The following is a 20,784-nucleotide window of genomic DNA, read 5'->3' as shown; positions in this document are numbered from 1 at the left end:
GTGTGTCGAGCTTTATCATGAATTGGTTTATGCCAGTTTGTTTTAGCCGAGACCCCGTCTCGGTTTTGCTAGAGCCAGATTTAGTTGGAGAGTTTGATCCTGGCTCAGGACGAACGCTGGCGGCGTGCTTAACACATGCAAGTCGAGCGGTAAGGCCTCTTCGGGGGTACACGAGCGGCGAACGGGTGAGTAACACGTGGGTGACCTGCCCTCAGCTCTGGGATAAGCCCGGGAAACTGGGTCTAATACCGGATATGACCTGGCCTCGCATGGGGTTGGGTGGAAAGTTTTTCGGCTGGGGATGGGCCCGCGGCCTATCAGCTTGTTGGTGGGGTGATGGCCTACCAAGGCGACGACGGGTAGCCGGCCTGAGAGGGCGACCGGCCACACTGGGACTGAGACACGGCCCAGACTCCTACGGGAGGCAGCAGTGGGGAATATTGCGCAATGGGCGAAAGCCTGACGCAGCGACGCCGCGTGGGGGATGACGGCCTTCGGGTTGTAAACCTCTTTCGACCGGGACGAAGCGTGAGTGACGGTACCGGTAGAAGAAGCACCGGCCAACTACGTGCCAGCAGCCGCGGTAATACGTAGGGTGCGAGCGTTGTCCGGAATTATTGGGCGTAAAGAGCTCGTAGGCGGTGTGTCGCGTCGGTCGTGAAAACTTGGGGCTTAACTCTGAGCTTGCGGTCGATACGGGCATCACTTGAGTTCGGCAGGGGAGACTGGAATTCCTGGTGTAGCGGTGAAATGCGCAGATATCAGGAGGAACACCGGTGGCGAAGGCGGGTCTCTGGGCCGATACTGACGCTGAGGAGCGAAAGCGTGGGGAGCGAACAGGATTAGATACCCTGGTAGTCCACGCCGTAAACGGTGGGCGCTAGGTGTGGGGGCCATTCCACGGTCTCTGTGCCGCAGCTAACGCATTAAGCGCCCCGCCTGGGGAGTACGGCCGCAAGGCTAAAACTCAAAGGAATTGACGGGGGCCCGCACAAGCGGCGGAGCATGTGGATTAATTCGATGCAACGCGAAGAACCTTACCTGGGTTTGACATGCACTAGACGCGTCTAGAGATAGGCGTTCCCTTGTGGCTGGTGTGCAGGTGGTGCATGGCTGTCGTCAGCTCGTGTCGTGAGATGTTGGGTTAAGTCCCGCAACGAGCGCAACCCTCGTTCCATGTTGCCAGCGGGTTATGCCGGGGACTCATGGGAGACTGCCGGGGTCAACTCGGAGGAAGGTGGGGATGACGTCAAGTCATCATGCCCCTTATGTCCAGGGCTTCACACATGCTACAATGGCCAGTACAGAGGGCTGCGAGACCGTGAGGTGGAGCGAATCCCTTAAAGCTGGTCTCAGTTCGGATCGGGGTCTGCAACTCGACCCCGTGAAGTTGGAGTCGCTAGTAATCGCAGATCAGCAACGCTGCGGTGAATACGTTCCCGGGCCTTGTACACACCGCCCGTCACGTCACGAAAGTTGGTAACACCCGAAGCCGATGGCCTAACCCCTTGTGGGAGGGAGTCGTCGAAGGTGGGACTGGCGATTGGGACGAAGTCGTAACAAGGTAGCCGTACCGGAAGGTGCGGCTGGATCACCTCCTTTCTAAGGAGTCCACCGTGTTGGTGGGGTTGACCGGTCTCGAGTGTTGGGGTTGGTTCTCCTTTCTTCGATAAATGTCGCGCCTGCTGGTTGTGGGGTGTGGCGCTGGGTGGAACATAGTGCTGGTTCATGAGTGCTTGGCACGCTGTTGGGTCCTGAGGGGACACTCGTTGTGGGGTGTGTCTTCTGGCTCCTGACCCGGATCGTCTAACGCATTCCTCGTGGGTGTGGTGGTGGTCGGTGGGGGTTGGGGTGTGGTTGTGTGTTGAGTGTTGCATAGTGGATGCGAGCATCTTGTTGTGAACAAGTGTTTAAGGGCACATGGTGGATGTCTAGGCATCAGGAGCCGATGAAGGACGTGGGAGGCCGCGATAGGCCTCGGGGAGCTGTCAACCGAGCTGTGATCCGAGGATGTCCGAATGGGGAAACCCGGCACCCGTCATGGGGTGTCACCGCCAGCTGAATACATAGGCTGTCGGAGGGAACGTGGGGAAGTGAAACATCTCAGTACCCACAGGAAGAGAAAACAACCGTGATTCCGTGAGTAGTGGCGAGCGAAAGCGGATGAGGCTAAACCTTGGTCGTGTCAAGCCGGCAGGCGTTGCGGCTGGGGTGTTGTGGGATTTTCTCGTGGTGGTGCTGCCGCGCTGCCGAGGTCATTGATTCGTGTTAGTGGAAGACTTCTGGAAAGGGTCGCCGTAGCGGGTGAGAGCCCCGTACATGAAAACACGTTTCGTGGTCTGGAGATTGTTCCCGAGTAGCAGCGAGCTCGTGGAATTTGCTGTGAATCTGCCGGGACCACCCGGTAAGCCTAAATACTCCCTGATGACCGATAGCGGACTAGTACCGTGAGGGAAAGATGAAAAGTACCCCGGGAGGGGAGTGAAATAGTACCTGAAACCGTGTGCCTACAAGCCGTCAGAGCCTCTTTGGGGTGATGGCGTGCCTTTTGAAGAATGAGCCTGCGAGTTATGCTTCGTGGCGAGGTTAACCCGTGTGGGGTAGCCGTAGCGAAAGCGAGTCTGAATAGGGCGTCGAGTCGCGGGGTGTAGACCCGAAGCGGAGTGATCTACCCATGGCCAGGGTGAAGCGTCGGTAAGACGTCGTGGAGGCCCGAACCCACCAGGGTTGAAAACCTGGGGGATGAGCTGTGGGTAGGGGTGAAAGGCCAATCAAACTCCGTGATAGCTGGTTCTCCCCGAAATGCATTTAGGTGCAGCGTCGTGTGGTGGATGCCGGAGGTAGAGCACTGGATGGGCTAGGGGGCCGACAAGCTTACTGAACTCAACCAAACTCCGAATGCCGGTATTTCTAGCGCGGCAGTGAGACTGCGGGGGATAAGCTTCGTAGTCGAGAGGGAAACAGCCCAGATCACCGGCTAAGGCCCCTAAGCGTGCGCTAAGTGGGAAAGGATGTGGGATCGCCCAGACAACCAGGAGGTTGGCTTAGAAGCAGCCACCCTTTAAAGAGTGCGTAATAGCTCACTGGTCAAGTGGTCCTGCGCCGACAATGTAGCGGGGCTCAAGCGCACCGCCGAAGCCGTGGCAACATCACATGAGATCCGCTCATGCTCTTCGGGGTGTGGGTGTAGTCGTGGTGTTGGGTAGGGGAGCGTCGTGCATCCGGTGAAGCGGCCGAGTGATCGAGTCGTGGAGGGTGTGCGAGTGAGAATGCAGGCATGAGTAGCGAATGCAGAGTGAGAACCTCTGCCGCCGAATGACCAAGGGTTCCTGGGCCAGGTTAATCCGCCCAGGGTGAGCCGGGACCTAAGGCGAGGCCGACAGGCGTAGTCGATGGACAACGGGTTGATATTCCCGTGCCCGTGATAGTGCGCCCGTGCTGAGGCCGGTGATGCTAACCATCCGAACCCGCTTTCCGGCCTTCGGGCTGGGTTGTCGGGGGAGCGTGGGACCCGATCCGGTAGTAGGCAAGCGATGGGGTGACGCAGGAGGGTAGTCCCGCCAGGCGGTGGTAGTCCTGGTGTAAGCCTGTAGCCCGACATCCAGGTAAATCCGGGTGTCATCAAGGGTGAGAGGTGATGCGTAGCCGATTGAGGCGAAGTAGGATGATCCCATGCTGCCGAGAAAAGCCTCTAGCGAGTGCTGTTGCGGCCCGTACCCTAAACCGACACAGGTGGTCAGGTAGAGAATACCGAGGCGATCGAGTGAACTGTGGTTAAGGAACTCGGCAAAATGCCCCCGTAACTTCGGGAGAAGGGGGGCCGGTTGCTCTGAAGCCCTTCGCGGGCTAGGGGTGGCCGGCCGCAGAGACCAGGCCCAAGCGACTGTTTACTAAAAACACAGGTCCGTGCGAAGTCGCAAGACGATGTATACGGACTGACGCCTGCCCGGTGCTGGAACGTTAAGAGGACCTGTTAGTCCCTTCGGGGGCGAAGCGGAGAATTTAAGCGCCAGTAAACGGCGGTGGTAACTATAACCATCCTAAGGTAGCGAAATTCCTTGTCGGGTAAGTTCCGACCTGCACGAATGGCGTAACGACTTGGGCGCTGTCTCGACCACAGACTCGGCGAAATTGCACTACGAGTAAAGATGCTCGTTACGCGCGGCAGGACGGAAAGACCCCGGGACCTTTACTACAGCTTGGTATTGGTGCTCGGTTCGGCTTGTGTAGGATAGGTGGGAGACTGTGAAGCGGCCACGCTAGTGGTGGTGGAGTCGTTGTTGAAATACCACTCTGGTCGAATTGGGTGTCTCAACCTCGGGCCATGATCTGGTTCAGGGACAGTGCCTGGTGGGTAGTTTAACTGGGGCGGTTGCCTCCCAAAGTGTAACGGAGGCGCCCAAAGGTTCCCTCAGCCTGGTTGGCAATCAGGTGTCGAGTGTAAGTGCACAAGGGAGCTTGACTGTGAGACTGACAGGTCGAGCAGGGACGAAAGTCGGGACTAGTGATCCGGCACCTCCTGGTGGAAGGGGTGTCGCTCAACGGATAAAAGGTACCCCGGGGATAACAGGCTGATCTTGCCCAAGAGTCCATATCGACGGCATGGTTTGGCACCTCGATGTCGGCTCGTCGCATCCTGGGGCTGGAGTAGGTCCCAAGGGTTGGGCTGTTCGCCCATTAAAGCGGTACGCGAGCTGGGTTTAGAACGTCGTGAGACAGTTCGGTCCCTATCCGCCGCGCGCGCAGGAGACTTGAGGAAGGCTGTCCCTAGTACGAGAGGACCGGGACGGACGAACCTCTGGTGTGCCAGTTGTCCCGCCAGGGGCACGGCTGGTTGGCTATGTTCGGAAGGGATAACCGCTGAAGGCATCTAAGCGGGAAGCTCGTTCCAAGATGAGGTCTCCCACCACCTTGCGTGGTTAAGGCCCCCAGCAGACCACTGGGTTGATAGGCCAGAGATGGAAGCCCTGTGAGGGGTGGAGTTGACTGGTACTAATAGGCCGAGGGCTTGTTCATGACGAGTTGTTTGCATCCACTGTGCGACCCTGAGCACATAATCGCATCCACTATGATTCACATAATTTGATAGTGTTGTCGGTGGTTATGGCGGAGGGGGTACGCCCGGTCCCATCCCGAACCCGGAAGCTAAGCCCTCCAGCGCCGATGGTACTGCACTCGTCAGGGTGTGGGAGAGTAGGTCGCCGCCGACATTCAACGTGTTCAAGTGGGCCCCCGCCAGCAGGCGGGGGCCCACTTTTGTATCCTCTACCGGTGAGTATCGCGGATGGTTCCGGCGATGACCGTTCGCGACGAGATGATCGCGACGGCCGCCGTGGAAACGACGACCGAGGGTCCCGACCGAGTGGCGACGCACCGCGCAGCGGGCGCCGCGGCGAGGTGCGCGGCCGCAACCCCCGAGCCGGTGAGACGCGCTCCGGCTCCGGCTGGAACGGCGACCGCGGCACGGGCGGGTTCCGCCGGAGCGGCGAGGAGCGCCCGGACCGCGGAGCGGCCGACCGTTCTGCGGGCCGGCCGGCGCGCGGCGGCGGACGCTACGGCGAGCGGGCGGCGCCGGGTGGTGCCCGTGGCGCCGGAGGCACGCGGTACGGCGCGCGCCGCGAGGACGGCACCGGTGGTGGCTGGTCGGGTCGCGGTGACCGGGAGGGCCGTGGTGAGCGGCGGTTCGAGGACCGCGGCGGGAGCCGCCCTGCCCGGCCAGAGCGCGGTGGCGACCGGGACCGGCCGCAGGGCGGCGGTCGTCCGGAGCGCCAGGACCGCGGCAGCAGGTCGGATCGACCGGATCGCCGGGAGCGGCCGGACCGCGGCTTCCCGGCTCGTGCCGACCGTCCTGAGCGCCCGGATCGTGGCCGTCCGGAGCGTGGTGGCGGAGATCGGTACGACCGGGGTGACCGCCGGGGCGCGCCGGATCGCGGCGGCGACCGGGGACGGCCCGGGCGGTTCGATGGTCCGGGGCAGCGGCCGCGCGGCGGCGACCGGGACCGGTCCGAGCGCGGTGGCGGAGCGGACCGGCCGGACCGCGGGGAGCGCGGCGACCGCGCCCCACGCGGCGGCGGGTGGGACCGCCAGGGTGGCGGGAGCCGCTCGGGGGCCTACGGCCGCGGCGGTGAGCCGGCGCGCTCCGAGCGTGGCGATGGCGGACGGCCTGGGGAGCGGCGCGGTTCGGGCCCGACCGGTGGGCGGGGTGAGCGGCCGCAGCGAGGCGAGCGGACCGCGCAGGCAGGTGCGGGCGACCGGCGGTTCGGCGGGCGGCCCGACCAGCGGTCCGGGCGGCCTCCGCGCGACGAGGCGGATGCCGGGCGCTCCGACCGGTTCGAGCGGCGGCGCGACGAGGAGCCCCGCCGTGACGAGCGTGCCGGGACCGGTGGCCGGTGGCGCGACGACGCGCGCCCGGAGCGCGGCGGCGATCGCCGCCAGGACCGCGGCACGGCACAGGGCGTGGAGCGCGGGGGATTCCGGGCCGCCGACCGTGCGGACCGGAGCGGTCCGGGGGACGAGCGGGACTCCCGGCGTTCGGGTGGTCGCGGCGACGACCGCCGATCCGCGGGGACCGGGCGGGGCCCGGAGCGGGCGCCGCGGGAGCGGCCGTCGTCCCCCGGGCGCGAACGTGCCCCGCGGGCGGCGGACGCGCCGGGGCGCGTGCCGGAACCGCCGCTGCCCGAGGAGATCACGGCGGCCGGGCTGGACGCCGAGGTGCGGCGGGACCTGCGTGGCCTGCAACGCGACACGGCCGAGAGCGTGGCGCGACACCTGGTGGCGGCGGGCCGGCTGGTCGACGAGGACCCGGAGCTGGCGCTCGCGCACGCCCGGTTCGCGCGGAACAAGGCGTCGCGGATCGCCGTCGTGCGAGAAGCGGCCGGCATCGCCGCCTACCACGCCGGGGAATGGGCGGAGGCGCTCGGTGAGCTGCGGGCCGCCCGCCGCATGGGCGGCGGCCCCGGGCACCTCGCCGTGATGGCGGACATCGAGCGCGCGCTCGGCAGGCCCGAGCGCGCCCTCGAGCTGAGCCGCGGGCCCGAGGTGCGCGAGCTGGACCGGGCGGAGGCCATCGAGCTCGCCATCGTCGCCGCCGGGGCCCGGCGCGATCTCGGGGAGCTGGGCGCCGCCGTCGTCGGCCTGCAGATCCCGGAGCTCGACGCCGCCCGCCGCGACCCGTGGAGCGCGCGCCTGTTCTACGCCTACGCGGACAACCTCGCCGCCGCCGGCCGGGAGGCCGACGCGCTGCAGTGGTTCGTCCACGCCGCCGACGCCGACGAGAACGGCGAGACCGACGCCGATCGCCGGATCGCGGAGCTCACCGGGGAGCCGTTGCCCGAGGACGACATCGCCTTCGGCATCGAGGAGGACCTGCCCGCGGAGGCCGGTTCTGAGGTGGCGGACCCGCAGGCCGAGTCCCCGGACGACCGCGGGCCCGGCGGGCCGGACGCGGGGGGAGAGGGCGACGCCCGCGAGCATCCGGCGGAGGACGCGACAGACGCGCGCGACGCGGATCCGTCGGTGTCCCCGGCCGATGCGGCAACGGGGTCTGCGCCGGCGGCGGCCCCCGCCGACGCCGACCCGGAAACGCCGGACGGCGACGGCGCCTCGGAGCTCGGGTCGATCTCCGAGGCGGACGATGCTCGCGCCGACCAGGATGTTCCCGGCGCCGAGGCAGAAGGGGACGCGGACGCCGAGGCGTTCGCCGACGCGGGGTCCGGGTCGGCATCCGAGACGGGCGGCGACGTGGACGCCGACGCCGACGCCGGCACCGGTGGCGAAGCCGAGGCGGAGTCCGGCGCCGAGCCCACGGCGGCATCCGAAGCCGGCACCGGAAACGGGGCTGACACCCACACCGCGCGCGCCGCCGTCGACTCGGCGGAGCCCGACGCGGCGGACGCGGGTGCGGCTGCCGCCGGCTCTGAGGACCTGACGGCTGCGGACGTCCCTGCCGACGGTGTGGATTCGCCGGCGGGTCCCGACGCGGAAGGCTCCGACACGGAAGGTTCCGACACGGAAGACTCCGACACCGAGGGCCCGGGCCGGTGACCGACCTGCTCGCGCGCCACGACGTCCTGCTGGCCGACCTGGACGGCACGCTCTACCGCGGCCAGGCGGCCGTGCCGGGCGCGGTGGAGGCGGTGCGGGTGGCGGGGCAGCGGGGGGTGCGGACCGTGTACGTCACCAACAACGCCTCACGCCGCCCGGCCGCGGTGGCCGAGCACCTGGAGGAGCTGGGGTTCCCCGCCGGCACCGAGGACGTGGTGGCGAGCTCCCAGGCCGCGGCGTCGCTGCTGGCCGAGCAGCTGCCCGCCGGGGCGCGCGTGCTCGTCGTCGGCACCGAGGCGCTGGTGGCGGAGGTGACGAGCCGGGGCCTGCGGGTCGTCGAGCGGGCGGAGGACGCCGACGCGGTCGTGCAGGGCCACAACCCGGAGACCGGGTGGCGGCAGCTCGCGGAGGCGACCGTCGCCGTGCGCGGCGGGGCGCTCTGGGTCGCGTGCAACGTCGACACGACGCTGCCCACCGAGCGCGGGCCCCTGCCCGGGAACGGCTCGATGGTCGAGGTGGTGCGCCTGGCCACGGGCCGGGAGCCGCAGGTCGCGGGCAAGCCCGGGCCGGCGCTGCTGCACGAGGCGGCACGCCGCTCGGGGGCGCAGCGCCCGCTGATGGTCGGGGACCGGCTGGACACCGACATCGAAGGCGGGCGCGCCGCCGGGATGCCCACGCTGCTGGTGCTCACGGGCGTCTCGGACGCCGCGGAGCTGCTGGCCGCGCCGCCCGCGCTGCGCCCCGACTACGTGGCCGCCGACCTGGACGCGCTCACCGCGCCCGCGGACGACCTCGCGCCGGCCCCCCGGCCCGGCTGGGAGGTGCGCGCGGGGACGTCCGGCGCCCTGGTGCTGTCCGGGGACGGGACCGACCCGGTCGACGCGCTGCGGGCCCTGTGCGCGGAGCACTGGGCCGCCGGAGGCGGGCCCGTCCAGGTCGAGGCGGACGGCCCGGCGGCCCGGGACGCGGTGCGCCGGCTCGGTCTCGGCGCGCCGGACGGCGGCTCGGCTACCGTGGCGAGCAGCGACCCGGCGCCGGACACCCGCCCGGTGCCCGGTACCGGCGACGACACCAGCCACGACACCAGCCACGACCACACGGCGGGAGCGCACAGATGACCGTCCCCACCCCGGGGCCCCCGCCCCGCCCGGCGGACCCGCTCGCGGCCGTCGACCGCGCCGTCGCCGGTCTCGACGGGCTGGCGAACCGCCCGCCCGCAGAGCACGTCGAGGCGTTCGAACGGGTCCACACGGCGCTCGGCGACGCGCTGGCCGCCGGGTCGTCGGGCGGCGCGTGAGCGCGGTGGCCACCCGTGCCCGCCTCGACGCCGAGCTCGTCCGCCGTGGCCTCGCCCGCTCCCGCCAACAGGCCGCGGAGCTGATCGCACAGGGCCGGGTGGTCGTCCGCGGGGTGCCTGCGGGCAAGCCGGCAACCGTCGTCGACCGCGACACCTCCGTCACCGTGCAGCGCGGCGACGAGCGGGACTGGGCGTCGAGGGGCGCGCACAAGCTCATCGGCGCGCTCGACGCGTTCGCCGTCGACGTCACCGGCCTGCGTTGCCTGGATGCCGGCGCATCCACGGGCGGGTTCACCGACGTGCTGCTGGACCGCGGGGCGGCCGAGGTCGTCGCCGTCGACGTCGGGTACGGCCAGCTGGTGTGGCGGCTGCAGAGCGACGAGCGGGTGCACGTGCACGACCGGACGAACGTCCGGGCGCTCACACCGGAGGAGATCGGCGGAACCGCCGACCTGACGGTCGCGGACTTGTCGTTCATCTCGCTGCGCACCGTGCTGCCCGCCCTCGTCGCCTGCACGGCCGAGGGTGGGGAGCTGCTGCCGATGGTCAAGCCGCAGTTCGAGGTCGGCAAGGAGCGGCTGGGAGCGGGTGGTGTGGTCCGCGACCCCGAGCTGCGCGCCGCGGCCCTCACCGAGGTGGCGGCCGCAGCGCGGGCGCTGGGCCTGGTGCTGCGGGGTGCCGTGGCGAGCCCGTTGCCGGGCCCGTCCGGCAACGTCGAGTACTTCCTCCGGCTCGCACGCTCCGGCGCCGGGGACGACGCGGGGGACGCCGTGCTGGCCGCGGCGGTCGAGGAGGGTCCGTGAGGGAGATCCTGGTCGTCCTGCACTCGGGGCGGGAGACCAACCGGCGCACCGCGGCCGCCGTCGCGCACCGGCTCGCCGCGTCCGGCGTGCGGCTGCGAGTGCTCGGCGACGAGTGGGCGGAGGTGCGCAACGGCGACCTGTCCGCCGAGCTCACGCCGCGGGTCGTCGACGGCAGGCCGGGGTGCGCCGAGGGCGCGGAGGTGGTGCTCGTCCTCGGCGGCGACGGCACCCTGCTGCGCGCCGCCGAGATGGCCCGCCCGGTCGGGGTGCCGCTGCTGGGCGTGAACCTGGGCCGCGTCGGCTTCCTCGCCGAGGCCGAGCAGGAGTCGCTGGACGCGGCGCTGGACGCGATCGTCGAGGGTGGCTACTCGGTCGAGGAGCGGATGACGCTGGACGCCGTCGCGCGCGTCGACGGCGAGGTCCTCTCGCGCACCTGGGCGCTCAACGAGGCCACCGTGGAGAAGAGCAGCAGGGAACGCATCCTCGAGGTGGTGCTCGAGGTGGACGGCCGCCCGGTCTCGGCGTTCGGGTGTGACGGCGTCCTGTGCGCGACGCCGACCGGCTCCACCGCCTACGCCTTCTCCGCGGGCGGACCGCTGGTGTGGCCGCAGGTCGAGGCGCTCCTGCTGGTGCCGAGCAACGCGCACGCGCTGTTCGCACGGCCGATGGTGATCGCCCCGGACAGCGAGGTGGCGATCGAGGTCGACCCGGGCGGGCCACCCGCGGTGCTCGACTGCGACGGCCGTCGCACGGTCGCCCTGCCGCCCGGTGCGCGCGTCGAGCTCGCCCGCGGCGCCCGGCCGGTCCGCATGGTGCGCCTGGACGGGCAGCCGTTCGCCGACCGGCTCGTCCGCAAGTTCGACCTCCCGGTGCGCGGCTGGCGCGGGGCGGAGCGGACGCCCGGATCCCACTGAGCGCCGAGCGGGGAAGCGGGGGAGCCTCGCGCCCGCTGTCGGGACGGCGCCGTACGCTGCGGCCCATGCTGGCCGAGATGCGGATCCAGGGCCTCGGCGTGATCGACGACGCGACGCTGGAGCTCGACCCGGGCCTCACGGTGCTCACCGGCGAGACCGGTGCGGGCAAGACGATGGTCGTCACCGGCCTCTCCCTGCTCGGCGGGGGCCGCGCCGAGGCGTCCCGGGTGGCCGAGGGCGCGCGCCGCGCCGTCGTCGAGGGGCGGTTCCAGGCCGACGCCGCCGCGCTCGCCGTCGCCGACGAGGTGGGTGCCGACGCCGACGAGGACGGCACGCTCATCGCCGTCCGCACCGTCTCCGCCGACGGACGCTCCCGCGCCCACCTCGGGGGCCGGTCGGTGCCGGTGGGCGTCCTCTCCCGGCTGGCAGAGGCCACCCTCGCCGTGCACGGGCAGAACGACCAGCTGCGCCTGCTGCGCCCCGCCGAGCAGCGGGCCCTGCTGGACCGCTTCGCGGGCGATGCCGTCGCGGTGCCGTTGCAGCGCTACCGGGCCGTGCGCGCCGAGTGGCAGCGGGTGGCCACCGAGCTCGTCCAGCGCCGCGACGGCGCGCGCCGCCTCGCGCAGGAGGCCGACATGCTGCGCCACGGCCTCACCGAGATCGCCACGGTCGACCCCCAGCCGGGGGAGGACGTCGAGCTGGTCGACCTGGCGCGCCGGCTGGCCGCGGCCGACGACCTGCGCGAGGCCGCGACCGCCGCCCAGGCAGCCCTCGTCGGGGCCGACGACCTCGATCCCGACGCCCCCGCCGCGCTCGCCCTGATCGGCGATGCCCGGCACCGGCTCAGCGGCTCGGGGGACCCGGAGCTGGCCGGTCTCGACGCGCGGCTCGGCGAGGCCCTCGCCCTGCTCGGCGACGTCGGCACGGAGCTCACCGGCTACCTCGACCGCCTCGACGCCGACCCGGACCGCCTCGCGCAGGTGCTCGCCCGGCAGGCCGAGCTGAAGGCCCTCACCCGCAAGTACGCCGCCGACATCGACGGCGTGCGGGAGTGGGCCGACGCCGCCCGCGCCCGGCTGGACGGCCTCGACACCTCCGACGAGGCCCTCGCCGCGCTGGCCGCCCGCCGCGACGCGCTCGCGGGCGAGCTGGCCGAGCACGCCGCCGCCGTCACCGCGGCCCGCACCGAGGCCGCGGCCCGCCTCGCCGAGGGCGCCACCGCGGAGCTGGCCGGTCTCGCGATGCCCGACGCGCGCCTGCACGTGTCGGTCGTCCCGCGCGAGGCGGGGCCGGACTCGACCGACGCGCTGCGGGTGGGTCGCGCGTCGCTGGTGGCCGGCACCGACGGCGTCGACGAGGTCGAGCTGCGGCTCGTCGCGCACGCGGGCGCCGGGCCGCAGCCGCTGCACAAGGGGGCGTCCGGCGGTGAGCTGTCGCGGGTGATGCTCGCCCTCGAGGTGGCGCTCGCCGGCGCCGACCCGGTGCCCACGATGGTGTTCGACGAGGTCGACGCCGGCGTCGGCGGGCGGGCGGCGGTCGAGATCGGGCGCAGGCTCGCCCGGCTCGCGGCGCGCCACCAGGTGATCGTGGTGACCCACCTGCCGCAGGTGGCCGCCTATGCCGACCGGCACCTGGTCGTCGACAAGTCCGGGCGGGGGCGGGGCGGGGCCGACGGCAACGGGCGGGTGCGCAGCATCGTGCGCACGCTGCCCGAGTCCGAACGCATCGTGGAGCTCGCCCGGATGCTCGCCGGGCTCGACGACACCGACACCGGCCGCGCCCACGCCGAGGAGCTGCTCCACGCCGCCCGCACGCACCGGGAGGCCGACCGCGCGGGCGCGGTCCCCGCCCGCAGCCCCCGCAGGAGGAAGCAGGCCGCGCCCCAGCGCACCTGACACCGGCACCCAGACACCGCACCTTGGAGCCGTACTGCTCTCCAGAGGGCCCGAAATACAGCAGTGTGGCTCCAAGGTGCGTTGTCCCGAGGGTGAACCCGTGGTGACCGACCGGCGTGCCTTCCTGGCATCCTGCGATTCCGATGTCACAGTGCGTGCATGAAGCTGTCCGGCCTGTTGCACCGCTCGCGCACGGAGCTGCCCGGGCTGTCCGGCGTCGCCCGGGTCGACCGGCGCACCGACGGCCTGCTCCGCCGGCTCAAGCCGGGGGAGATCGCCGTGATCGACCACGTCGACCTCGACCGCACCACCGCCGACGCGCTCGTCGCGGCGAAGGTGGCGGGCGTGGTCAACGCGGCGCCGTCGATCTCGGGGCGGTTCCCCAACCTGGGCCCGGAGGTGCTCGTCGGCGCCGGGATCGTGCTGGTGGACGGCGTCGGCGCCGAGGCGTTGCGGGAGATCAAGGACGGCAGCCGCATCCGCATCCACGAGGGCGTGGTGTACGCGGGCGAGCTGCGCCTCGCCGAGGGCGTCGAGCAGGACGCCGACTCGGTGGCCGACGCGATGGTGGAGGCGAAGTCCGGCCTCACCCACCAGCTCGAGGCGTTCGCGGCCAACACCATCGAGTTCATGCGCCGCGAGCGGTCGATGCTGCTCGACGGGGCGGGCGTGCCCGACGTCGAGGTCGACCTGTCCGGGCGGCAGGTGCTCGTGGTGGCAGCGGGCTACGACCACGCCGCCGAGCTGGCGCGGCTCGCGCACTACATCCGCGAGTACCGCCCGGTGCTGGTCGGGGTCGGTGCGGGCGCGGACGCGCTGATGCAGGCGGGGCACCGGCCACAGCTGATCGTCGGCGATCCCAACGAGATCTCCAGCGAGGCGCTCACCAGCGGCGCGGACGTCGTCGTGCCCGCCTTCGCCGACGGTCACGCGCCCGGCCTGCACCGGGTGCAGGACCTCGGGGCCGGCGCCGTGACGTTCCCCAGCTCCGCCAACCCGGAGGATCTGGCGCTGCTGATCGCCGCCCACAACGGCGCCTCGCTGGTCGTCACGGTGGGGCTCTCGGCGAGCATGGCGGAGTTCCTCGACCGCGGACGGTCGGGCAGCATCGCCTCCACGTTCCTCACCCGGCTGCAGCTGGGCGGCCTGCTGGTGGACGGGCAGGTGATCGCCTCGCTCTACCGCAGCCGCATCTCGGTCGGCGCGATCCTGCTGATGGTCGGCGCCGCGCTGGTGGCGGTGGCGGCGGCCCTGCTGGTGTCGGACGCGGGCGAGGCGGTGCTCGCGTGGCTCACCCAGACCTGGCTCGGGCTCGTCGACCAGATCAGGAGCTGGTTCGCGTGATCTCGATGCGCTACCACGCGATCTCGATCGCGGCGGTGTTCCTCGCGCTCGCCGTCGGCGTGGTCCTCGGTTCGGCGGGGGTGTCGGACCGCCTGTTGTCGGCCGTCTCCACCGAGGCCGACGACCTGGAGGGCCAGGTGCAGACCCTCCGCGCCGAACGTGACGACCTGGCCGCCGCGCAGCGGGCGTCCGACGAGTTCGCGCAGCGGGTCGGTCCGGCCGCGGTGCGCGGGCAGCTGCAGGGCCGCACCGTGACGCTGGTGACCTCGGGCGCCGACCCGGCGGACCGCGAGGCGGTGCTGGCGCTGCTGGGCCAGGCCGGGGCGACCGCGGGCGGCGAGGTGACGCTGACGCCGGCCGTCGGCGATCCCGCGCGGGCCGACCAGCTGCGCGAGCTGACCTCCCAGCTGCTGCCCACCGGCGCGCAGCTGCCCGCGGCGTCGGACACCGGCAGCCTGCTCGGCGGGCTGCTCGGCGGCGTGGTGCTGGCCCCGGGCGGGGAGCAGCCGGGCCAGCCGATCACGACCCAGCAGGCCGACGCCGTGCTGGCCGGACTCGCCGCCGCGGGGTTCGTCGGTCCGGGTCCGCGCCCGCAGCCCGGTGACGCGGTGCTCGTGCTCACCGGTGGCGCACTGGAGGGCATCGACGGGGGCGACGCCGCCGCCGTGCTCGCGCGGTTCGCCGCCCAGCTCGACCGCTCCGGCGGCGGCGCCGTCCTCGCCGGACGCGCCGGGTCGGCCGAGGCCACCGGCGCCGTCGGCGTCGCGCGTGCCGAGCCGGACATCGTCGAGCGGGTGTCCACGGTGGACGACGTGCACACCGGGGCCGGCCGGGTGTCGGCGGTGCTGGCCGTGCGCGAACAGCTCGACGGCAGCGCGGGTCGGTACGGCACGGCGGCGAGCGCGGCCGACGGGTCGGCGCCCGCCGCCTGATCCGGGTTCACCCGCCCGGGACGCGGGGTCGGCGCCCGCTCCGAAGCGTTGCTCTGTACCCTGGAGTCCCGTGCAGCCTCGCGCGACGCGTCATCTGTTCGTCACCGGCGGGGTCGCGTCCTCGCTGGGCAAAGGCCTGACGGCTTCGAGCCTCGGCCAGCTCCTCACCTCCCGCGGTCTGCGGGTCATCATGCAGAAGCTGGACCCGTACCTGAACGTGGATCCGGGCACGATGAACCCGTTCCAGCACGGTGAGGTGTTCGTCACCGAGGACGGGGCCGAGACCGACCTCGACATCGGCCACTACGAGCGGTTCCTCGACCGGAACCTGCACGGCCGCGCCAACGTCACCACCGGCCAGGTCTACTCGTCGGTGATCGCGAAGGAGCGGCGCGGGGAGTACCTGGGCGACACCGTCCAGGTCATCCCGCACATCACCAACGAGATCAAGGACCGCATCCACGCGATGGCGGAGCCGGACGAGGACGGCGTCGTCCCGGACGTCGTGATCACCGAGGTGGGCGGCACGGTCGGCGACATCGAGTCGCTGCCGTTCCTGGAGGCCGTGCGCCAGGTCCGCCACGACGTGGGCCGGGACAACTGCTTCTTCCTGCACGTCTCGCTGGTGCCCTACCTCGCGCCGTCGGGGGAGCTGAAGACCAAGCCGACGCAGCACTCCGTGGCCGCGCTGCGCAACATCGGCATCCAGCCCGACGGGCTCGTGCTGCGCGCCGACCGGGAGATCCCGGAGGGCATGAAGCGCAAGATCAGCCTCATGTGCGACGTCGACACCGACGGCGTCATCGCCACCCCGGACGCCCCCTCGATCTACGACATCCCGCGGGTGCTGCACCGGGAGGGCCTCGATGCCTACGTCGTGCGGCGTCTGGGCCTGCCGTTCCGCGACGTCGACTGGACGGTGTGGGGCGACCTGCTCGACCGCGTGCACCACCCCGACGAGACGGTGCGCATCGCGCTCGTCGGCAAGTACGTCGACCTGCCCGACGCCTACCTGTCGGTCACCGAGGCGCTGCGGGCCGGCGGGTTCGCCCACCGCTCCCGCGTGGAGATCGTCTGGGTGCAGTCCGACGAGTGCCGCACGCCGGCCGGTGCCGCCACGGCGCTGGAGGGCATGGACGGCATCCTGATCCCCGGCGGGTTCGGCGTGCGCGGCATCGAGGGCAAGCTCGGCGCGATCCGGCACGCCCGCACCCGCGGTGTGCCGACGCTCGGGCTGTGCCTCGGCCTGCAGTGCATGGTGATCGAGGCCGCCCGGACCCTCGGTGGCCTGGCCGACGCGAACTCCTCGGAGTTCGACGAGCGCACCCCGCACCCGGTGATCTCGACCATGGCCGACCAGCGCGACGTCGTGGCGGGCGAGCGCGACATGGGCGGCACCATGCGCCTGGGCGCCTACCCGGCGAAGCTGGGCGAGGGCACCGTCGTGGCGCAGGCCTACGGGGCGCGCGAGGTGTCCGAGCGCCATCGCCACCGCTACGAGGTCAACAACTCCTACCGGGACCGGCTGGAGGAGGCGGGGCTCGTCTTCGGCGGCACCTCGCCCGACGGCAAGCTCGTCGAGTTCGTGGAGCTGCCTGCCGACAAGCACCCGTTCTTCGTCGGCACCCAGGCGCACCCCGAGCTCAAGAGCCGCCCCACCCGACCGCACCCGCTCTTCAGCGCGTTCGTCAAGGCCGCGCTGGGCTACCGGGCCGCCGACCGGCTGCCGGTCGAGCTGCCCGCCCGGGAGCGGGCCGCCGCGGGCGTGAACGGGGCGGCGTCGTGAGCACGCCCCGGCACGAGTTCGCCGTGCAGGCGAGCAAGGACGTCTACACCGGGCGCGTCATGGCGCTACGCGCCGACGAGGTGCTGATGCCCGGGGGGCGCGTGGCCGTCCGGGAGATCGTGGAGCATCCCGGCGCCGTCGCGATCGCCGCGCTGGACGCCGACGACCGGCTGATGATGATCCACCAGTACCGCCACGCGGTCGGGCGGCGGCTGTGGGAGCTGCCCGCGGGCCTGCTCGACGTCCGCGGCGAGGACCCGCTCGCCACCGCGCAGCGCGAGCTGGCCGAGGAGACCGGGCTGGCGGCCTCGGAGTGGGCCGCGCTGGTGGACGTCGCGCCCTCGCCCGGCTTCTCCGACGAGGCGGTGCGCGTCTACCTGGCCCGCGGCGTCTCCGAGGTGGGGCGCCCGGAACAGAAGGACGACGAGGAGGCCGACCTGGCCACGCGCTGGGTGTCGCTGCCGGTGGCGGTGCGGATGGTGCTCGCGGGCACCATCGTCAACGCCACCACGGTGGCCGGCGTGCTCGCCGCGCACGCCCTCGCCGGCGCGCCCGCCGCGGCCCGGCCGGCCGACGCGCCGTGGCCGGACCGGCCCACGCGGTTCGCCGACCGCATCGGCTGACGCGCCTCAGGGGCGCAACGGCCGGCCCCGCGGATCGCGCGGGCTGCCGGCCAGCAGCACGATGCCGTCGATGAACGCCCAGATCACGCCGATGCCGATGAACGACAGCAGCAGCTGCGCCACGCCCGTGGCGACATGGCCGGTGTAGAAGCGACCGACGCCGAACGGCAGCACCAGCTGCAGCACTCCGGCGACGACCTTGTTCTTCTCCGAGTACGGCTGCAGCGTGTCCGGGTCCCGGCCGTATGGCGCGTCCGGGCCCGGCTCCAGGGCACCGGCGGAAGCCACCGGCCCCTGCCACGACCGTCCCTGCTCCGCGGGCCACCGGCTCGTCGATCCCTGGGGCACCGCCATCGTGGCGGCGTCGTGCGGCCGCGGCAGGTCGGCGAACAGCGGCGCGAGGTCGTCGGTGGTGCGCGCGGCGTAGGCCGCGGACATCCGCTCCTCGTACTCCTGCGGGTCGAGCCTGCCCTCGGAGAAGTGCTCGCCGAGCTCGCGCACGGCGGCTTCGCGTTCGTCGTGGCCGATCCGGATCCCGCGCGTCTCGGGCGTGCTCACGACATCGACGGTACCCGGATCGGCGAGCGCCGGCTCAGGTGTGGAACAGGACGCTGCGGCAGGCCAGGTGCAGGGCGAGGCGCTCGTCGGGATCCGCGAGCACCACGCCGAGCAGCTCCTGGGCCCGCGCGACCCGCGCCGCCACGGTGTTGCGGTGCACGCCCAGCACGGCGGCGGTCTCGGTGAGCGAGGACTCGGCGTCGAGGTAGGCGGTGAGCGTGCGGAGAAGATCGCCGGGCTGGTCGCGCAGCGGCTCGAGCATCGAGCGGGCGGCGGGGAGGAACGTGTCGGTGCGGGTCCAGGCGAGCAGGAGCTGCCCGAGCCCCAGCCGGTCGACGTGGACGAAGCAGCCGCTGGCCGAGCGGGTGGCGGCCAGCCGGGCGGCGTCGCCCGCTTCACCGAGCGTCCGCGCGAGCCCGGCCGCGCCGCGCTGCAGGCGGCCGACCCCCATCGCGCTCGGCACGGTCGAGCGCAGCAGCGACTGCGCCCGGCGCGTCGCCGTCGCGTGCCGGTTCAGCTCGCCGGCCCCGGGCTCGTCGGCGAACGTGGACCACGCGCCCCACCCCGATCCCTGCTCGACGACGACCGCGCGCAGGTGGGCGGCGTCGAAGGCGCGAAGCACCTCGGGTCGCGTCGTGACCGGGTCGACGCTGCCCGGCACGTCGATCCGGATGCCGATGTGCCAGCCCTCGAGCTGCCATCCGGCGTCCAGTGCGCGCCGCCGCGTGCCCGGGCCCGGTTCGGCGGCCGCGGCCACGAGCTCCGCGAGCAGCGACATCCGCAGCCGCGCGTCGCGCTCGACCGCGAGGCGCACGTCGGCCATCCGCTGCCCGACGGCACCCGCCGCCACGCCGAGCGCCGCGCGGACGGCAGCGAGCTCCGCCGGGACACCGCGGGGCAGCGCGGTCACGAGGGCGGTGGGATGCGCTCGCTCGCCCCCGACCGGCCGGCTCACCACCTCGCCACGGTCGCCGGGGCCCGGCTCGGTGCCCGCGACCACGCGACCGGAGCCGTCGGCCAGCCACACCGGGCGGCGCCAGGTCCTGGCCAGCTCCGCCACCAGTTCGTCGACGCCGCCGGTGACCGTCGCGCACACGGCCGCGGTGCGCGACACCAGGTCGGCGAGCACCTGCCCGGGCTCGTGCAGCAGGCGGGTGGCCGCGAGCGCCGCGCCGAGCGGGTCCGGGGCGCCCAGCACAGTGACCCCGACCCGGGCGGCGAGCAACCGGCTCGCCGCCCGCAGCGGATCCGTTCCGGGCAGCAGCACGGCAGCGACGCCGGCCGCGGCCGCCCGGCGCAGCAGCGCGTCGAGGTGCCAGTCGTCGCGGTCCCCGGACAGCGCGACCGCGAGCAGGGCGTCGCGGGCGGCCGGCGCGTCCGCGCGGAGGTCCGCCACGGTGTGCACCGCGCGCACCGCGTCGGGCTCGGCGCCGGCCGTGCGCGCGGCGAGGACGACCACGGCGGCCCAGTCGGGGTGCGCGAGCAGGGCACCCAGGGTCAGCGGCGCGGTCACGGGGTCGACCCGACCGGATCGGGGAGCAGGACCGCGTCGCAGTCCAGCCCGAACGCCCGCGGGTCCACCCGGCACAGCCGCTCGGGGCTCGCACGCCACCAGGGCGGGCCGGGCAGCACCGTCACGAGCACGTCGTCCCCGGGGCGCAGGCCGTCGACCGCGATCGGAGCCGCGGTGCGGCGGTCGAGCAGGCACAGCAGGTCCGGGCAGCTCGCGACGGGCTCGCCGTCGAGGACCGCCAGCAGGTACTCGTTCTCGGCCTCCACGCGCAGGACGGCTCCGTCGTCGGCGAGGACCGCCACTCCGGCGCGGCCGAACGACGCGGACGGGTGGCGGGCGATCTCCACCGTGCGGCCCGCGGCCAGCACCCGCCCGCCGAGGGCGGCCGCCACCTCCGCCGCGTCCGGGCGGACGAGCCCGGCGTGTGCCCGGCCGAGCCGCAACGCGCGGGCCAGGGTGCCGGTGCAGGCGTCCGTGCCGGCCCGGCTCGCCGGCACCGGACCCAGTGCGCAGGCCGCCCAGCCCCCACCCTGGGCGACCACCGTGCGCGCGACGCGCTCGAGCACGATCGGGGCGGTGTCGTCCACCAGCACGGTCTGCCCGCCCGGCTCGGCCATCACGAACGGGGGGAGCGGGCGGTCCGCGACGGCGAAGGTGAGCTGGTCGACGCGGGTGAGCGCGCGCCCCATGAGGTCGGCGTCCACGAGCGGGAGCCCGAGCCCGGCCGCGCCTGCCACCGCGATCGCACCGTTGAGCCCGGCCGCTTCGAAGGGCATGAGCGCGGCCGGCTCGACGCCGGTCCACCTGGCCAGCGCGCGGACGGCGCAGGCGATCTCCTGGCCGCTGGGCAGCTTCTCGGTGAGTACGCGGGTGGCCCCGATCATGCCGATGGCCACGACCGGAGCGTCGGCGAGCGTGGCCGGGTCGTGCAGCACCAGCTCCGTGCCGGCGAGCGTGCGGCGCAGCACGTGCCGGAAGGCGTGGGCGTCACCGCCGCCGCCCGAGCCGAGCAGCGTGAGCCCGGCGACGAGCGCATCGACGTCGTCGACCGTGAGCCGCCCCGTCGCCATCGGCAG

Annotated in this window: 14 protein-coding genes and 3 rRNA genes; 13 read left to right on the top strand and 4 right to left on the bottom strand. The window is 72.3% G+C overall.

Going from position 1 to position 20,784, the window contains the following annotated elements:
- Positions 1 to 81: 81 nt before the first annotated feature.
- The 3 genes from FB558_RS01025 to rrf all read left to right on the top strand — a co-directional run bounded on the left by FB558_RS01025 (position 82) and on the right by rrf (position 5,210).
- Positions 82 to 1,602 (top strand): 16S ribosomal RNA (locus tag FB558_RS01025).
- Between the two features lie 298 nt (positions 1,603 to 1,900).
- A 23S ribosomal RNA gene (locus FB558_RS01020) occupies positions 1,901 to 5,016 on the top strand.
- A gap of 77 nt (positions 5,017 to 5,093) precedes the next feature.
- Positions 5,094 to 5,210: ribosomal RNA gene (gene rrf, locus FB558_RS01015) — 5S ribosomal RNA — on the top strand.
- Together the 16S, 23S and 5S rRNA genes form the textbook arrangement of a ribosomal RNA operon.
- Before the next feature lie 55 nt (positions 5,211 to 5,265).
- Here rrf and FB558_RS01010 read toward each other — a convergent pair.
- The gene (locus FB558_RS01010) at positions 5,266 to 6,738 is read right to left on the bottom strand and encodes a hypothetical protein (protein WP_142047217.1); all 1,473 of its coding nucleotides are present in this window, start codon (positions 6,736 to 6,738) and stop codon (positions 5,266 to 5,268) included.
- On the opposite strand from FB558_RS01010, the gene FB558_RS43765 reads away from it, so the two are divergent.
- The 10 genes from FB558_RS43765 (at position 6,658) to FB558_RS00960 (ending at position 17,637) form a co-directional block, all read left to right on the top strand.
- Positions 6,658 to 8,043 carry a hypothetical protein gene (locus tag FB558_RS43765; protein WP_211365947.1) on the top strand — a complete coding sequence of 462 codons (1,386 nt, stop codon included), beginning with the start codon at positions 6,658 to 6,660 and terminating at the stop codon, positions 8,041 to 8,043. The genes FB558_RS01010 and FB558_RS43765 overlap by 81 nt on opposite strands.
- Positions 8,040 to 9,161 (top strand): HAD-IIA family hydrolase, encoded by a 1,122-nt coding sequence (locus FB558_RS01000; protein WP_142047215.1) that lies wholly within the window; start codon positions 8,040 to 8,042, stop codon positions 9,159 to 9,161. The genes FB558_RS43765 and FB558_RS01000 overlap by 4 nt, the downstream gene beginning before the upstream one ends.
- The gene (locus FB558_RS00995; protein ID WP_142047213.1) at positions 9,158 to 9,340 is read left to right on the top strand and encodes a hypothetical protein; all 183 of its coding nucleotides are present in this window, start codon (positions 9,158 to 9,160) and stop codon (positions 9,338 to 9,340) included. The genes FB558_RS01000 and FB558_RS00995 overlap by 4 nt, the downstream gene beginning before the upstream one ends.
- Before the next feature lie 5 nt (positions 9,341 to 9,345).
- Positions 9,346 to 10,143, top strand: coding sequence for a TlyA family RNA methyltransferase (locus FB558_RS00990; protein WP_142047211.1), 798 nt, complete (start codon positions 9,346 to 9,348; stop codon positions 10,141 to 10,143).
- The gene (locus FB558_RS00985; protein ID WP_142047209.1) at positions 10,140 to 11,057 is read left to right on the top strand and encodes an NAD kinase; all 918 of its coding nucleotides are present in this window, start codon (positions 10,140 to 10,142) and stop codon (positions 11,055 to 11,057) included. The genes FB558_RS00990 and FB558_RS00985 overlap by 4 nt, the downstream gene beginning before the upstream one ends.
- 65 nt (positions 11,058 to 11,122) lie before the next feature.
- Complete coding sequence (gene recN, locus FB558_RS00980) at positions 11,123 to 12,952, top strand: DNA repair protein RecN (RefSeq protein ID WP_142047207.1); 1,830 nt, start codon at positions 11,123 to 11,125, stop codon at positions 12,950 to 12,952.
- A gap of 159 nt (positions 12,953 to 13,111) precedes the next feature.
- Positions 13,112 to 14,296, top strand: coding sequence for a putative cytokinetic ring protein SteA (steA, locus tag FB558_RS00975; RefSeq protein WP_142047205.1), 1,185 nt, complete (start codon positions 13,112 to 13,114; stop codon positions 14,294 to 14,296).
- Positions 14,293 to 15,228, top strand: coding sequence for a copper transporter (locus FB558_RS00970; RefSeq protein WP_142047203.1), 936 nt, complete (start codon positions 14,293 to 14,295; stop codon positions 15,226 to 15,228). Before steA ends, FB558_RS00970 begins: the two co-directional genes overlap by 4 nt.
- 70 nt (positions 15,229 to 15,298) lie before the next feature.
- Entirely contained in the window at positions 15,299 to 17,014 is a 1,716-nt protein-coding gene (locus FB558_RS00965) for a CTP synthase (RefSeq protein WP_142047201.1), read from the top strand.
- 59 nt (positions 17,015 to 17,073) lie between these two features.
- Positions 17,074 to 17,637 (top strand): NUDIX domain-containing protein, encoded by a 564-nt coding sequence (locus FB558_RS00960; protein WP_142053501.1) that lies wholly within the window; start codon positions 17,074 to 17,076, stop codon positions 17,635 to 17,637.
- Between the two features lie 6 nt (positions 17,638 to 17,643).
- Here FB558_RS00960 and FB558_RS00955 read toward each other — a convergent pair whose 3' ends face one another.
- Genes FB558_RS00955 through FB558_RS00945 form a run of 3 tightly spaced genes read right to left on the bottom strand, consistent with a single transcriptional unit; the run spans position 17,644 to position 20,778 of the window.
- Positions 17,644 to 18,195, bottom strand: coding sequence for a DUF1707 domain-containing protein (locus FB558_RS00955; protein ID WP_246106191.1), 552 nt, complete (start codon positions 18,193 to 18,195; stop codon positions 17,644 to 17,646).
- A 34-nt stretch (positions 18,196 to 18,229) separates the two neighbouring features.
- Positions 18,230 to 19,708: a PucR family transcriptional regulator gene (locus FB558_RS00950; RefSeq protein WP_142047199.1), complete on the bottom strand. Its 1,479-nt coding sequence runs from the start codon at positions 19,706 to 19,708 to the stop codon at positions 18,230 to 18,232.
- Positions 19,705 to 20,778, bottom strand: a complete 1,074-nt coding sequence (locus FB558_RS00945) for a DUF917 domain-containing protein (protein WP_142047197.1) — start codon at positions 20,776 to 20,778, stop codon at positions 19,705 to 19,707. Before FB558_RS00945 ends, FB558_RS00950 begins: the two co-directional genes overlap by 4 nt.
- Positions 20,779 to 20,784 lie beyond the last annotated feature (6 nt).

The sequence above is a fragment of the Pseudonocardia kunmingensis genome, from assembly GCF_006716445.1.
In the GTDB taxonomy this organism is placed as follows: domain Bacteria; phylum Actinomycetota; class Actinomycetes; order Mycobacteriales; family Pseudonocardiaceae; genus Pseudonocardia; species Pseudonocardia kunmingensis.
Note: the sequence above shows the minus strand (reverse complement) of the source record. Positions and strands in the feature narration are given on the sequence as shown.

What these genes read in the sequence shown, in the direction of transcription:
- FB558_RS00995 (WP_142047213.1), top strand. Translation starts at nt 9,158, where the DNA reads ATGACCGTCCCCACCCCGGGGCCCCCGCCCCGCCCGGCGGACCCGCTC.
- steA (WP_142047205.1), top strand. Translation starts at nt 13,112, where the DNA reads ATGAAGCTGTCCGGCCTGTTGCACCGCTCGCGCACGGAGCTGCCCGGG.
- recN (WP_142047207.1), top strand. Translation starts at nt 11,123, where the DNA reads ATGCTGGCCGAGATGCGGATCCAGGGCCTCGGCGTGATCGACGACGCG.
- FB558_RS00945 (WP_142047197.1), bottom strand. Translation starts at nt 20,778, where the DNA reads ATGGCGACGGGGCGGCTCACGGTCGACGACGTCGATGCGCTCGTCGCC.
- FB558_RS00960 (WP_142053501.1), top strand. Translation starts at nt 17,074, where the DNA reads ATGGCGCTACGCGCCGACGAGGTGCTGATGCCCGGGGGGCGCGTGGCC.